Annotated in this window: 13 protein-coding genes; 7 read left to right on the top strand and 6 right to left on the bottom strand. The window is 55.9% G+C overall.

Translation table 11 applies throughout. The features are described from left to right. Nucleotides 1–173: 173 nt before the first annotated feature. Nucleotides 174–1,040, top strand: a complete 867-nt coding sequence (lgt, locus tag HKD42_RS10135) for a prolipoprotein diacylglyceryl transferase (RefSeq protein WP_170013006.1) — start codon at nucleotides 174–176, stop codon at nucleotides 1,038–1,040. Between the two features lie 18 nt (nucleotides 1,041–1,058). Continuing rightward, nucleotides 1,059–2,150 (top strand): class I SAM-dependent methyltransferase, encoded by a 1,092-nt coding sequence (locus HKD42_RS10130; RefSeq protein ID WP_425500382.1) that lies wholly within the window; start codon nucleotides 1,059–1,061, stop codon nucleotides 2,148–2,150. Here HKD42_RS10130 and HKD42_RS10125 read toward each other — a convergent pair. The 3 genes from HKD42_RS10125 to HKD42_RS10115 are packed head-to-tail and all read right to left on the bottom strand — an operon-like array spanning nucleotide 2,147 to nucleotide 6,006. After that, on the bottom strand, nucleotides 2,147–3,682 hold the full coding sequence (locus HKD42_RS10125) for an ABC transporter permease/substrate-binding protein (protein WP_170013005.1): 1,536 nt from the start codon (nucleotides 3,680–3,682) through the stop codon (nucleotides 2,147–2,149). The two genes, HKD42_RS10130 and HKD42_RS10125, sit on opposite strands and share 4 nt — an antisense overlap. Further along, nucleotides 3,679–4,443, bottom strand: a complete 765-nt coding sequence (locus tag HKD42_RS10120) for an ATP-binding cassette domain-containing protein (RefSeq protein ID WP_425500381.1) — start codon at nucleotides 4,441–4,443, stop codon at nucleotides 3,679–3,681. Before HKD42_RS10120 ends, HKD42_RS10125 begins: the two co-directional genes overlap by 4 nt. A 51-nt stretch (nucleotides 4,444–4,494) precedes the next feature. Beyond that, complete coding sequence (locus tag HKD42_RS10115; protein WP_170013003.1) at nucleotides 4,495–6,006, bottom strand: PAS domain S-box protein; 1,512 nt, start codon at nucleotides 6,004–6,006, stop codon at nucleotides 4,495–4,497. A gap of 161 nt (nucleotides 6,007–6,167) precedes the next feature. Here HKD42_RS10115 and HKD42_RS10110 point away from each other — a divergent pair, with 161 nt between their 5' ends. The 5 genes from HKD42_RS10110 (at nucleotide 6,168) to HKD42_RS13460 (ending at nucleotide 10,718) form a co-directional block, all read left to right on the top strand. Further along, nucleotides 6,168–7,334 carry an isovaleryl-CoA dehydrogenase gene (locus HKD42_RS10110; RefSeq protein WP_170013001.1) on the top strand — a complete coding sequence of 389 codons (1,167 nt, stop codon included), beginning with the start codon at nucleotides 6,168–6,170 and terminating at the stop codon, nucleotides 7,332–7,334. Next, on the top strand, nucleotides 7,334–7,630 hold the full coding sequence (locus HKD42_RS10105; protein WP_170012999.1) for a DUF1330 domain-containing protein: 297 nt from the start codon (nucleotides 7,334–7,336) through the stop codon (nucleotides 7,628–7,630). Before HKD42_RS10110 ends, HKD42_RS10105 begins: the two co-directional genes overlap by 1 nt. Continuing rightward, entirely contained in the window at nucleotides 7,631–9,235 is a 1,605-nt protein-coding gene (locus tag HKD42_RS10100) for a carboxyl transferase domain-containing protein (RefSeq protein WP_170012997.1), read from the top strand. A 103-nt stretch (nucleotides 9,236–9,338) separates the two neighbouring features. Next, a complete protein-coding gene (locus HKD42_RS10095; protein WP_170012995.1) occupies nucleotides 9,339–9,965 on the top strand; it encodes a 1-acyl-sn-glycerol-3-phosphate acyltransferase in 627 nt (208 codons plus the stop codon). Between the two features lie 126 nt (nucleotides 9,966–10,091). Next, nucleotides 10,092–10,718 (top strand): hypothetical protein, encoded by a 627-nt coding sequence (locus HKD42_RS13460; protein ID WP_170012992.1) that lies wholly within the window; start codon nucleotides 10,092–10,094, stop codon nucleotides 10,716–10,718. Here HKD42_RS13460 and HKD42_RS10085 read toward each other — a convergent pair. From HKD42_RS10085 to HKD42_RS10075, 3 genes are all read right to left on the bottom strand, one after another. Continuing rightward, nucleotides 10,715–12,499 (bottom strand): bifunctional metallophosphatase/5'-nucleotidase, encoded by a 1,785-nt coding sequence (locus HKD42_RS10085; protein WP_170012990.1) that lies wholly within the window; start codon nucleotides 12,497–12,499, stop codon nucleotides 10,715–10,717. The genes HKD42_RS13460 and HKD42_RS10085 overlap by 4 nt on opposite strands. Nucleotides 12,500–12,608: 109 nt before the next feature. Further along, entirely contained in the window at nucleotides 12,609–13,793 is a 1,185-nt protein-coding gene (locus HKD42_RS10080) for a BaiN/RdsA family NAD(P)/FAD-dependent oxidoreductase (protein ID WP_170012988.1), read from the bottom strand. A 6-nt stretch (nucleotides 13,794–13,799) separates the two neighbouring features. Continuing rightward, nucleotides 13,800–14,885, bottom strand: coding sequence for an AI-2E family transporter (locus HKD42_RS10075; protein ID WP_170012986.1), 1,086 nt, complete (start codon nucleotides 14,883–14,885; stop codon nucleotides 13,800–13,802). Between the last annotated feature and the right edge of the window lie 7 nt (nucleotides 14,886–14,892).

Below are 14,892 nucleotides of genomic sequence, written 5' to 3'. Positions count from 1 at the left end.
CCTCTCAATAACGTTCTGCCCGTTTGCTCGGGCGTTGAAACGTGAAACTTAGTGAAGAGCAGACTTCCCCTCCAAGACTGCCTATGCCAATAGCTCCCATGGAATGATCGATTTCACTCAATTGTTCCCCACAGAATCTAGACCTTCATCAAGGTACTTAAGGGGTTAGGCACTTGCTGTCACTATTGGCCGTATCCGCGGCAGCTACACCGATCCAATGGGCTGATTTGGGCCTGACACCGGGCATCGATCTGGGCTTTTTTTTGCTGCGCTGGTATTCGCTGGCGTATCTGGGCGGAATTCTTTTTGCCTATTGGCACGTTTCCAAGATGATCAAAGCCCCCGGGGCGCCGATGGCCCAGCGGCACGTGGACGACCTGTTTTTCTATTGTACTCTGGGTGTCATTCTCGGCGGTAGGCTGGGTTATGCGCTGTTTTACAAGCCGGAACTTTTTGTCGGATTTGAAGGCGACGGTTTCGTGTCTTGGGAATTGCTGCGCCTGTGGGACGGCGGAATGAGCTTCCACGGCGGCGTTCTTGGCGTGTTGGTGGCTATCGCATTTGTTTGCCGTCAGGGTGATCTGAAATTTTTGAGAGTGTGCGATTACATCGCGGTCAATGTCCCAATGGGAATGCTCCTTGGCCGTCTTGCCAACTTTGTGAACGGCGAATTGTGGGGCCGCGAAACCAATGTGGCGTGGGCGATGGTATTTCCGGATGGCGGGGACATCGCACGGCATCCCTCGCAGCTTTATCAAGCCGGCCTAGAAGGGCTGCTTCTGTTGATGGTATTGCTCTATTTATTCTGGCGCACTGGCGCGCGGTTCCGCACAGGTATGCTGGTGGGCACTTTCACATTCGGGATGGGTCTTGCCCGGTTTATCAACGAGTTTTTCCGTCAACCTGATGCGCATTTGACCGAATTTGCCCAATCGACCGGCTTGTCGATGGGGCAATGGCTGTCGATACCGATGATAATTGTTGGTATTGGCTTGGTGCTATGGTCTATGCGCAAGCCGCCGCGCGGCAGCGGTGCCTAACAGCAAAGCGGCTTTATTGTGCCAATTTCGGAACCGACTGACGATTTGGGAAGCATCTTCCGCCGACTGATCCAGAATACGGGTCCGATGTCGCTCGCCCAATTTATGGGCGAAAGCAACGCGCGCTATTACGCGGCTAAAGATCCTATTGGGCTGGGCGACGGGGTTTCGGGGGATTTCATCACGGCCCCGGAAATCAGCCAGATGTTCGGTGAACTAATCGGCTTGTGGCTGGCGGATATGTGGATCAATGCGGGCCGCGAAGAACCGGTATATTATGTCGAATTGGGACCGGGGCGCGGTACACTTGCGCAGGACGCGCTTAGGGCAGCGCGCAATTATGGCCTTGAACCCGCAGTACATTTTATCGAAACATCCGGCACGCTGAAAGATATCCAGCTGAAGGCGGTGCCGGGCGCTTTGTGGCATGATGACCTTTCGTCTCTGCCCACCGATGGTCCAATGCTGTTGGTTGCCAATGAATTTCTTGATGCATTGCCGATCCGCCAATTGGTCCGCATGGCCAGCGGCTGGCGGGAACGGTTGGTCGGTCTTGGCGGTGATGACTTCATCTTCGTCGCTGGGGATCAGCCCATGGATGCAGCAGTGCCGGCGGGCTGGAAGGACGCGGCAGAGGGTACGATTCTGGAAACCTGCCCGGCGGCCGCCGCGATATTATTTGAGGTAGCGGGCCGGTTGGAACAGCAGGGCGGTGCCGCGCTATTCATCGATTATGGCCATACGGAATTGCAGGCCGGGTCGACCTTCCAAGCTGTACAAAGCCATGAAAAAGTATCGCCTTTTGATGCGCCCGGTACCGCCGATCTCACCGCCTTGGTCGATTTTGGAACATTGGCCCAAATCGCAAAGTCACGCGGGGTCCGGCATATTGGCACGGCCACTCAAGGCGATTGGCTGCGCGGCCTTGGTATTGAAACACGCGCGAAGCATCTGGCACAGCGGGCACCGCAACACGCAGCCGATATTGATGCGGCGCTTCACCGATTGGTGGCAGATGATCAAATGGGGAAATTGTTTAAGGTGATGGGTCTCGCGGGCCCCAAATGGATTGGCGGCGCTGCTTTTTCTGCTGTCGTACCAGAAAGCTAAAGCCCAATCGCCGTCGCCAGGGCTGCTGCTGCATCACGGGGCGATTGTTTATCATCCAGCCGGTCGACTGCCAGATTGGCTTCACGCATTTGATCGACCGAGATCGCGCCGATTAACGGTGAAAGTGTATCGATCAATTTCTGATCCTGTGCCGCTTCAGGTGATACCATCAGCAAGGCATCATAAGACGGGAAGGCCCCCTTCGTATCCTCGATAATCATCAGCTTGTCAGCCACAATTCGTCCGTCAGACGTGTAGGCGGAAATAACATCTGCTTCCCCGCCGGTCAGCGCATCATACATAAAAGTCGTGGTGAAATTGCGTTGCCGTTCAAAGTTTAGTCCGTAGGCATCGCGCACCGCAATCCATTCCGGGCGGTCGAAAAATTCGACATCACCGCCCACGGTTAGCTGTGATGATCGGCGCGCCAGATCGGCAATGGTGGTGATGCCCAATTCTTCGGCCCGATCCTGCCGCATCGCTAGCGCGTAGGCATTTTCAAAACCCAGCTTTCCCAGAACCAATGTTCCAGTAGTTTCCCGTTCCCACTCCACCAACGTATCATAAATGACCTCGCGGCCCGGATTATCGTTTCGCTTTAGCTGGTTGGTCCATAGCGTCCCGGTATAATCAAAAGAGATATCAATCTCGCTACTGGTCAAAGCATTGTGGACAACAGCAGACCCCAATCCGTCGCGGTACTCTACAGCGTAACCGGCATCCTCCAACTGTTTGCCGACCAACTGGGCTAGAATGTATTGTTCTGAGAAGCTCTTAGCACCAATGACAATTGGATCTTCATCGCTGCTGTCGCGGAGCGACCATGCCGCAGTGATAACTCCTAGGGCAGCAATCGCTGCACCGCCCCAGATCAGCCATTTCTTCCGCTCTGCGAAACCGCGTTCCACCGCGCCAAGCAGCGTATCTGCGATAATCGCTAACCCCGCGGACGCGATACACCCGGCCAAAACCAGCGCCCAGTTTTGCGTTTGCAGGCCCGCAAAAATTGCATCCCCCAAACTGGGTTGCCCGATTGTCGTAGACAGTGTTGCAGCACCAATCGTCCAGACAGCGGCAGTCCGGATGCCAGCCATAATATACGGCGCTGCCAAGGGTGCCTCCACCAGACGGAGCTTCTGCCAGCCAGTCATGCCCACGCCGTCTGCTGCTTCGAGCACGCCAGCAGCCATATGTTCGCGGGCGGTCACCGAGTTACGCAGAATTGGCAATAAAGCATATAATGCGAGGGCAAGCAGCGCTGGTAAGAAGCCCAATGTTGGCAAGCCTTCACCAAAAACGACTCTCAGGCTCAGCAAGATTGGAAAGAACAAAGCCAGCAATGCAAGCGCGGGGATCGTTTGCACCAAGCTGGCAAATCCCAGCACGATTTTCGCCACAGGCGGGGAACGGCTGGCCCAGACTGCCAGCGGCAGAGCAACAGAAATGCCCAGGGCCAACGCGGCTGCGGCCAGCAACACATGCGAAGCGAGCTTGTCCCCCAAGCCGAATAGGGCAATCATGATATCGCTCATGAGGCCAGATCCGCCAACGCTTTGGCCTGATCGCGCGGAACTGCAACCAATTCCTGAGCGGTCGTGCAGCCTTTGCCCGATAGCAATTCCCGCGGGGTGCAGTCGGTAACTATGGTGCCTGCTTCCATCACCAAAACACGATCTGCCAACAGCAGTGCTTCGGCCATATCATGCGTGACCATAACTGTTGTTAGCGCTAGTCGGTCATGCAGTGCACGTACCCGTTTTCCTAATGCGTCGCGCGTGACCGGATCAAGGGCACCAAACGGTTCATCCATCAGCAGCAATTTGGGATCAGCTGCCAAGGCCCGCGCCACGCCAATCCGCTGCCGTTGACCGCCGGACAATTCATGCGGCATCCTTGCGGCATAGCTTTTATCCAGTTCCACCCCGTCCAGTAGATCGGCGATGCGTTCTACTGGCAGGCGTGTCCCTGATAGGCGCGGCCCGATCGCTATATTTTCAGCCACGGTCAGATGCGGGAATAATCCAATGCCTTGGAAGACATAACCCATGGTACGGCGCAGTTCCGGGGCAAAAACCGTGCGAACGTCCTGTCCATCGATCAATACGCAGCCGCTATCGGGCTCTACCAAGCGATTGATCATCTTCATCAAAGTTGATTTGCCCGACCCGGATGCGCCAACCAATGCGACAAAGCTGCCATCCTCTATGTCGAGGGAGACATTGCCTACAGCTGTCACTTGGCCGAAACACTTGGTCGTTTCGCGAAAAGAAATGGCGGGTACAGCGTGCGTCACCGTGGTACCCTAGGGCACCCACGGTCTGCGTCAAACCTCTAACAAGCGCTTCTACAACGAGGCCAGCGGTACCGAGAGAGTGGCGATCAGGCCGGTAGCGGCAAAGTTCCGGTCCAACGTGCCGGCCAATTGCCCATTTACGCTTTTTTCAACCAAGCGTGACCCGAAGCCGGTTCCCCGTTCTTCTGGCGGGGGTGGGCCGCCGCGTTCCTGCCAGATAATAGTAACGTGAGTGGCAGAGACTTTCGCTGTGATATCAACCGCTCCATCAACGACCGAAAATGACCCATATTTCGCGCAATTGGTGGCCAGTTCGTGGAATACCAGCGCCAAAGGTGTGGCGGACCGCCCGCTTACCGGTGCATCATCACCGGTGATCGAAAGCTGTGTGCCAGGCAAGTTGGCATAGGGGGCCATCAGTTTCCCGATTAAGCCCTGCAACGTCTCATTTGCCGCTGTCTGTTGGTCGGTGACATAAGTGTGCGCGCGGTTAAGCGCTTGGAGCGTTTTCGTAATATCTTGAGTAAACGGACCCGCTTCGGGATAATCGCGGCTTTTCAGCGCAACCAGCCCGCCCACTACCGCGAAGATATTTTTGATCCGGTGCGACAATTCACGTGTGAGCAGATCTTGCTCTTCTGTGCGCACCCGCGCGTCGTGAATATCGGTCAGAGTGCCAAACCACTGCGCCGGGCGTCGATCTGGCCCGTCAACCGGAAGCCCGCGCGCCAGCATCCAGCGATATTCGCCGTCTTGTCGCAGCATCCGGAACTCGGCTTCGTAAGTCACCCCTTCAGTCCGTGCAGCATCCCATGCGGCGGACCACTCGGCGCGGTCATCGGGATGAAACACGCTTTCAAATTCTTGGCTGATCATGACGCTGTCATCAAAACCAGTAAATTCAAACCAGGGCCGATTGAAATAATCGAATGTGCCATCTGCCTTAGCCGACCAGGCCATATCGGGAATACTGTCAGCCAGAGTCTGCAGACGTTTTCGGCCCAGTTCAAATTCAGCATGGGCTGCCAAAATTTCCCGCCGGTGCCGTAGCCGGCGCATAACCGCCTGACCAAGCACCTTAAGTCCGTTGATCTGTAGCTCGGTCAGTCCTTCGGGACGCGGTGTCTGGTCGATCACACACAGAGCGCCCAGTGGCGCGCCATCATGGCTGATCAATGGCTGACCGGCATAGAACCGGACATGCTGCTTCCCAGTAACGACTGCATAATGGGCGAAGCGATCATCCTGGGTGGCGTCGGTAACTTGCATCACATCATGGCCAAGCATGGCATGCGCGCAAAAGCTGGTGCTGCGCTTGGTTTCAGTTTCTTCAATGCCGATCCTGGTCAAAAACCGCTGCCGCTCCTCTTCGACAAGACTGACCATCGCAGTGGGTACATTGCACAATTGTGCGGCAAAGGCTGAAATCGCGGAAAGTTCAGGATCATCGTCCAGCTGATCCAGATCATAGGCCAGCAAAACTTCATTGCGCCTCGCTTCAACGGTCATGTCCGGGGCGGGCGGGGCGGCATCAGGCCAGGGTTCAAATTGTTCGATAGGCATTGCGTTCAGGGGCTCTTTAGGGGGAAAGGTGCAGTCCATCAAATGGTTTAGCTGGGTCGGCGCCGATATATATAATCCGGCAGAGTGTAATTGGCGCCTGCTATATTTGCGGCGTTTGCGCGGCTCGGCTATGCGCCGATAAACAAGTTTCAGGAGTAACTATGCGCGCGACCCCCGATTTCGATTTCCAGCTGGGTGAAACTGCCGAAATGATCCGCGAGACCACAGCTCGTTTTGCGGATGAGCAGATTGCCCCGCTGGCAGAAAAGGCAGATCGCGAAGATTGGTTCCCGCGTGAACTTTGGCAGCCAATGGGAGAGCTGGGCCTACATGGTTTGACTGTGCCGGAGGAAGATGGCGGGCTTGGGCTTGGTTATCTTGAGCACGTTATCGCCGTAGAGGAAGTCAGCCGCGCGAGCGCCTCGGTCGGGCTGTCCTACGGCGCGCATTCTAATTTGTGCGTCAACCAGATCAAGGCTTGGGGTAACTCTGAGCAAAAGGCGAAATATCTGCCCAAGCTGATCAGCGGCGAGCATGTCGGCTCTCTGGCGATGAGCGAAGCCAGCGCGGGGTCCGATGTCGTGTCGATGAAATTAAAGGCTGACGCGGTGCAGGGCGGATACGTTCTCAACGGAACCAAGTTCTGGATCACCAATGCGGCCTATGCCGATACGCTGGTGGTCTATGCCAAAACCGCACCAGAGGCTGGATCGCGCGGCATCACATCCTTCCTGATCGAGAAAGACATGCCCGGTTTCAGCATCGGGCAGAAAATCGACAAGATGGGGATGCGCGGCTCGCCTACGGCAGAGCTGGTGTTTGATGATTGCGAAGTGCCCGAAGAAAACGTGATGGGCCCGGTTCATGGCGGTGTCGGCGTGCTGATGAGCGGGCTGGATTATGAGCGCGTTGTGCTGTCGGGTATTCAGCTTGGCATTATGCAGGCGTGTCTTGATACGGTTATTCCGTATCTGCGCGAGCGTAAGCAGTTCGGCAAACCGATCGGATCGTTCCAGCTGATGCAGGCGAAAGTGGCCGATATGTATGTCGCGCTGCAATCGGCACGCGCCTATACCTACGCGGTGGCCAAAGCGTGCGATGCGGGCCAGACGACGCGCTTCGATGCGGCGGGCGTTATCCTGCTATCGAGCGAAAATGCCTTCCGCGTGGCAGCCGAGGCTGTGCAAGCATTAGGCGGCGCTGGCTACACCAAAGACTGGCCAGTAGAGCGGTATCTGCGCGATGCGAAACTGCTCGATATCGGCGCAGGAACGAATGAGATCCGCCGGATGCTGATCGGCCGCGAATTGATCGGGGCGGCGGGTTGATGCCGGTCTATATGATCTCCCGCATGACCATTCATGACCGGACGGAATATGACAAATATGAAGAGCAGTTCTTCGGTATTTTTGAAAAGTTCGAAGGCAAATTGCTCAGCGTTGATGAGGAACCTCAAGTGGTTGCTGGAGAGTGGAGTGCGACGCGGTCGGTATTGATTGAGTTTCCGGACAAGCCCAAACTGTTCGCGTGGCTAACCTCGCCAGAATATCAGGCGATCGGCAAGCACCGTGATGCCGGTAGCACTGCTGAGGCGATTATCGTCAAAGGGATGGAAGACGAATAGATGACCGCACCGACCCTCACCTCAAAGCTCGATCTCGAAAGCCCTGAGGCTAAAGCCAATGCGGCGCATAATCGGGCGCTCAATGACGAATTGCGAGCCAAGGTTGCGCAGGCTGCGCTGGGCGGCAGCGAAGGCAGCCGCGAGCGGCAAGTTTCGCGGGGCAAGCTGCTGCCGCGTGACCGCGTCGAACGCTTGCTTGATCCCGGATCGCCATTCTTAGAGATCGGCCAGCTCGCGGCCAATGGCATGTATGGCAAAGATGATATTGCCGCTGCCGGGATGATTGCCGGGATTGGCCGCGTGTCGGGACGGCAGGCGATGATTGTGTGCAATGATGCCACCGTGAAGGGCGGCACCTATTATCCGATGACAGTGAAGAAGCATCTGCGCGCGCAAGAAATCGCGGCGGAGAACAACCTTCCCTGCGTCTATCTGGTCGATAGCGGCGGCGCGAATTTGCCGCACCAAGCCGAAGTGTTCCCCGACCGCGACCACTTTGGCCGTATCTTCTTCAACCAAGCCAATATGTCGGCGCGCGGTATTGCGCAGATTGCCTGCGTCATGGGCAGCTGCACCGCGGGCGGGGCCTATGTTCCTGCCATGTCAGACGAGACGGTGATCGTCCGCGAGCAAGGCACGATCTTCCTCGCCGGTCCGCCTTTGGTAAAAGCCGCAACAGGCGAAGAAATTAGCGCTGAAGACCTTGGCGGCGGCGATCTGCACGCGAAGAAATCGGGCGTGGTTGATCATCTGGCCGAAAATGACGAACACGCGCTAACCATCGTGCGCGATATTGTCAGCCACCTGGGCCACAATGAAGGCGCGAAAGTTGATCGCAAGGACCCACGCCCGCCGAATTTCGATGCAGAAGAACTCTATTCCATTATCCCTGACGATGTCCGCGCGCCTTATGATGTGAAGGAAGTGATCGCGCGGATCGTTGACGGGTCCGAATTTCACGAATTCAAAGCGCATTATGGTAGCACTCTGGTGTGCGGTTTCGCCCATATTTGGGGGATGCCGGTGGCGATCCTCGCCAATAATGGCGTGCTGTTTTCCGAAAGCGCGCAAAAAGGCGCACACTTTATCGAACTGGCGGCGCAGCGCGGTATTCCTCTGCTATTCCTGCAAAATATCTCCGGCTTTATGGTCGGGGGGAAATATGAGGCGGAGGGTATTGCTAAGCATGGGGCCAAACTGGTGACGGCGGTTGCCACGGCGCAAGTGCCCAAAATCACCGTAGTGATCGGCGGCAGCTTTGGCGCGGGCAATTACGGTATGGCGGGCCGTGCATACTCACCGCGCTTCCTGTTCACTTGGCCCAATGCGCGGATCAGCGTGATGGGCGGCGAGCAGGCCGCAAGCGTACTGGCGACCGTCCACCGCGATGCGGATAGCTGGAGTGAGGAAGAGGCGGAGGCTTTCAAAGCCCCGATCCGCCAGAAATACGAAGACGAAGGCAATCCCTATTACGCCACCGCGCGTCTATGGGATGACGGCGTGATTGATCCTGCGCAGACGAGGGATGTGCTGGGCCTCGCCTTTGCCGCGACTCTGGAAGCACCGTTCGCAGATCGTCCACGCTTTGGTGTGTTCAGGATGTGATCAATCCTCCCCGAGTTCGCTTGGGGGGGGATTATGAGGATTAATTGAAACCCTCTCGCTTTCCCAAACGTAGCTGCTAATTAGGCTGCTACTGGGAGAGAACATGACACAAGAGACCACCCGCACACCATCGCTGCTATCGCGCATTGTGCGGCGGATTATCATCTGGCTCTATGATTTGAAGGGGTGGCAAATTGAAGGTGGCTTGCCCAAAGGTATCTCGAAATATGTGATAGCGGGCGCTCCGCATTCCTCCAATTGGGACTTTGTTTTCTTTGCCGGGGCGACCGAGAAAGAAGGTGTGAAACCGAACTTCATGGGCAAGCATACTTTGTTTAAAGGGGTCATGCGCAATTTCATGTTCGATATGGGCGGCATCCCGATTGATCGGACGAAACGCGCCAATGTGGTCGAACAAGTCGCAGCAGAATACGCGAAGCGCGACGAGTTGGCCTTGGTCATCGCCGCGGAGGGATCGCGCACTACCGACGGCACGTGGAAATCAGGTTTCTATAATATCGCACGCGCGGCCAATGTGCCGATTGTGGCGGCCTGGGTGTGTAACGAGCGGAATATTCTAGGCTTCAGCCCGCCGATGATGCCAACCGGAGATTACGCCGCTGACCTCAACCGGATCGCCGATTTTATGTTGTCGAAATTGCCGGATTACCCGCGCTATCACGTGCTCAAAGCGCAGGCTCAAAAACTGTTGGCTGAGGCACAGGATTAAGGGGCCTTCATCCCATGGATAGCCAGGTGCTGTTCGTCGATGAAACGCGCTGGAGTTCAAGATATGACTTTAAGCGGCGCGGGGGCATACCTACATATCCAGCATAGCAGAATTGAGGGCAGCCCAGTGACTGAAACGGATCTTCAAAACGAACGCAGCCGATATGTTGGTCTTGCGATGGACGCTGTCCAAAGGCGCGGTGAAGCGGTGACTCGCGCGGTGCTGGCAACAGAAGCGCGCACACCCCGCGCCCGCATCGACGCACTTTTCCCTGAAGAAAACGACCTGTTTGATGCAATTGTCGCCGAATGGTTCGCGCCGCATGTGGCAATCATGGAAGAGGTTGTCGCTGCTGATATGCCAGTGAACCGGAAGCTGTATGAATTTTTTGCTCGCCGTTTTCTGCATATGCGCAAGCGATATCATGCGGACCCGGCGACATTTCAGCTATATTGTGAATTGGGTCGCGATAATTTCAAGCAGATCGAGAGCTATGTCGATTTGGGGGATCATTATCTGAGCGAGCTGATCGCACAGGCACAGGCGGATGGGTATCTATCGGGCGTGTCGATTGCTGATGCACTTAGCCTGATCAACCAGATGCTACACTGCTATATCCAGACCGATATTCTACTGTATCTGGATCACCGATTGAGCGAGGCCAAACTTGGCCGGATCATTGATACGATCCTTGCTGGTCTGTCGTCAGATCAGGGGCAGGCACAGGGCGTAACCGGTTTGCGCGTCGCCTAATCCGGCAAGACAGCTTGAATGGTCTTCACCCTGCCCAGTTCGGGTAGTTGGATGACGTCGGCTGTATTCAGATAGGCTTCCATCCCATCAAGATCGGTCGGACCGGTGACCACATCGGTACCATCTTTGAACACTGTGAAACTGTCGCCGCCAGCGGCCAGAAAGCTGTTCATCGTCACACGGTAGGTCGCTGCCGGATCAATTGCTTCCCCGTCCAGCGTAGCCGATACGACCCGATCCCCAATGGCGCGGTTATTATCCCACACCATGGCAAAGCCTTTCGAGGGTGAAAATGTCTGAACAAAGCCTTCGTCATCAAACTGCTGCTCCAGCAGCGCGAGCAATTGCGCGCCCGTAAAGCTCTTGGTGATCAGCGTATTTCCGAACGGTTGAACTGTGTAAATATCGCCGTAACTGATGGTGCCGTCGGTCTGTGGTATCAGGCTGGTGCGGATGCCTGAATTGTTCATAAACGCGATCTGTGCACCGGCCTCCCGCGTGGCGAATAATTGCGCATCGGCAATAAGATTACCCAGCGCGGTTTCTTCAGTTGGCGGTCCCGGATCACGCGCCTCTCCGCTGATTTTGCCAACCGGACGCGTAGCCGCTTCCCGGGATGCGTTTACGTATAGTTCCACATAGGCAGCAACTTCTGGATCGGGCACGAATTGCACGAAATCCGGATTGGGTATTGCGGCATTGCCATCGCGGTCGGTGCCTACGCTTTGAATGATTACATTGTCCGCCAATTTTGCCGTGACTTCTCCGGAAACGGGATCAATCATCATGGTGATATCGGTTAGCATAGACCCGCCATAGCCTGCACTGGTCACAAGAAAGTCCCGCGCGGGATCAATGGCGGAATAGTCGCAGACATAGGATCTGTGGGTATGGCCAGAGATCACGACATCCACTTTGGGATCCAGCTTAGCTAGGATATCAAGCAACGGACCGTCGACGCCGCCGCAGCTCTTATCGTTGTACCCCACGCGGGTGGTCAGACCTTGGTGGATGGTGACAACAATCGCATCTGCGCCGTCCGCTTCAAGTACAGGGATCAGATCGTTGATCGCCTTTGCCTCATCAATGAAATCGAGACCGGCGACTCCGCTGGGGGTCACAAGAGTGGGTGTTTCTTTCAGGGTTAAGCCGATGATCCCGACGGTTACGGCGCTGTCTCCTGTTCCAAAAGTCTTCATGCCGTGGCCCGGGAACAAAGTGTCGCCATCGGGCATGATGACGTTGGCGGCGAGAAATTTGAACTCGGCCCCGGGATAGGGATCTTCCACTGCGCAGGGCGTGCGCAGCGTGTGCTTCTCGCAGCCGCCTTCTTGGATGCGGCGTAGCTCTTTCCATCCGCGATCAAATTCGTGATTGCCCACTGCATTGAAATCAAGGCCGAGACGATTCATTGCGCCAATTGAAGGCTCATCGAGAAAAATCGATGAGGCCAGCGGGCTGCCGCCAATCAAGTCTCCGGCTGCAATGGTCAGGCTGTGCTCTGTCTTGGCACGGTAGGTTTCCACCGCGGTGGTCAAATAAGCCGCGCCGGCAGCATAGACCTGTTGCTGTTCACCATCATTATCAGTGAACCGTATAGGTCGGCGGATTGGTTCAATATTGCCATGAAAATCGTTGAGACCGATGATCTTCACTTCGACCGGCGCAACCATTGCAGCAGATGGCGACGCGCTGTTGACGTCTGGATTGGCAGCACAGGCTGACATTGTGCAAGTCGCGAGAATAAGGGCGGCGAACCGTTTGGTCTTAGATGTGATCATAAGAGCATTACTAGCTGCTGATTATGACAACGCAAAGTGCGTTGATCTGGCGGAGCGCCCGGGCAAAGACGGCTTGCGGCGATCTTGGCGCACTATCTTCGCTTGGGAGCTAAAGCCCGTCCGCCGCCGCTGCCGCGCTGGCCCAAGCCCATTGGAAATTATAGCCGCCCAGCCATCCGGTGACATCCACGGCTTCACCAATTACAAACAGGCCCGGGACTTTTTTTGCCTCCATCGTTTTGGAAGAAAGCTCGGCAGTGTCGATTCCGCCTGATGTCACTTCCGCTTTGGCAAATCCTTCGGTCCCATTGGGATGGAATGTCCATTTCCGTAATTGCGTTTCCGCCTCGCGCAGGGCTTTGTCAGATATGTTGCCGAGCTCGGTTTCCAGTCCCAGTCGGTCCGAAAGAGTGGCTGCCAGCCTGTCGGACAGACCATCTTTCAGTTGCGTTTTGAGAGTGCTGCGCGGTGCAGCGCGTTTCGCTTCGAGTAACCACCCTTCATCCCGATCGGGCAGGAAATCTATGGTGATCGGTTCGCCATGTTTCCAATAGGAAGAGACTTGTAGAATAGATGGCCCCGACAGGCCTTTATGCGTGAACAAAGCTGCTTCATGAAATGTGACTTTGCCGCTGGTGGCATCGACATTGGCAGACACGCCCGACAAATCGCGAAACAAAACGTCTTCGCCGCCAAGCGTCAGGGGTACCAGCGCGGGCCGTGGCTCGACAATTTTCAGGCCGAATTGACGGGCCAGATCATAGGCAAACCCGGTTGCACCCATCTTCGGGATGGAGGGCCCGCCAGTGGCGATTACCAACGCTTGACTGGTATATGTATCACCGCCGGTTGTTACACAGAAACCATCAGCATCGTGCGCTGTGCTGGCGACTTCTGCTTCGCACAAGACACGCACTTTGCCGCCATATTGCTCCGCCTTCGTGCATTCTTCTAACAGCATGGCCACAATTTGCTTGGCGCTGCTGTCACAGAATAATTGCCCCAGCGTCTTTTCGTGCCACGCAATGTCGTAGCTTTCGATCAGGTCCAGAAAATCACACGGGGTATAGCGGCTGAGCGCGGATTTGGCGAAATGCGGATTGGCGGAAAGGTAATTGGCGGGCCCGGCCCCGATATTCGTGAAATTGCACCGGCCCCCGCCCGATATCAGAATCTTTTTGCCGGGTTTCTCGCTCCGTTCCAGAACCAGTACTGTCTTACCGCGCTGGCCAGCTCTGGCTGCACAGAACAGTCCGGCTGCACCGCCGCCCAAAATGATCACATCATAATGCATGAGAGATTATTCTACCGCAGCATCTGGCGCTGGATTGACAGGCGTATTCTTGGACAAAGTCCAGCCTGCCAGAAACAGTCCGGCAACCAAGGGGCCAACCACGATGCCGGATAGCCCCATCAGGCTAATTCCGCCCAGCGTGGTGATCAAAACGATCCAATCAGGGATGCCGGTATCGCGCCCCACCAAGATCGGGCGCAACACGTTGTCGGCCATCCCAATCACCAAGACGCCCGAGATGATAACCAAGACACCTTGCCAGATTGCCCCTGTGGCCAGCAGATAGGCCGCAACCGGTAGCCAAACGATCGCCGGGCCTAGCGCGGGTAACAGGGAAAATACTGCCATTAGCAGCCCCAGCAGCAGAACGGATGGCATACCCACGACCCAGAAGGTCATGGCGCCAAGAGCGCCTTGCACCAGCCCTACCACCACTGATCCTTTGATCGTTGCGCGCACAATGGATAGGAATTTGGTGGTAAGTTTACTGGCAATAGATCGCTCCATCGGCAGTGCCGCGACCACAGTTTCCCCTATATGCGGCCCGTCGCGTAATAGGAAAAAAGTGACATATAGGCCGACACCAAAGGCGATCACAAAGCTCAAAGCGCTGCCACCAATGACGACGGCTTGCTGGGCAAGGACGCCGGTACTCTCACGCGCAAAGTCTTGAACCCGGTCAAGCAATGAACTGATCGTGCCGAGACCAGAATTGTTCAGCGAAGCCTGAATGCCAGCGGGTAGAGCATCGAAAATTTTGGTGAACCACGCGCTGACATCGATTTCATTATCACGGAATGCCAGAAACAATTCGGCCGCCTGTTCCACTATCATCGTGCCAATCCACAAGGTTGGCAGAATAACGGCGAATGTGATGATCATCAGCGCCGCGAGAGCTGCGCGGTTCGCGCTCTGTTTGAATATCGGCAACAGGCGCTGGTTGAGTGGTTGGAACATGATGGCAGCCAAGGCCGCCCACAACAGTGACGACGCGAACGGCCATACCACGATGATCAGAGCAATACTGATCAGCGCCAGAAACAGGATGAAGCCGCCCCGCTGCAGTCCGTTCGCCATGCTGTCTTGCGTCATGCTTGAC

It is taken from the genome of Pontixanthobacter rizhaonensis, assembly GCF_012972675.1.
GTDB lineage: Bacteria > Pseudomonadota > Alphaproteobacteria > Sphingomonadales > Sphingomonadaceae > Pontixanthobacter > Pontixanthobacter rizhaonensis.
The sequence above is the reverse complement of the archived record's forward strand: the minus strand, read 5'-3'. Positions and strand labels throughout refer to the sequence as shown.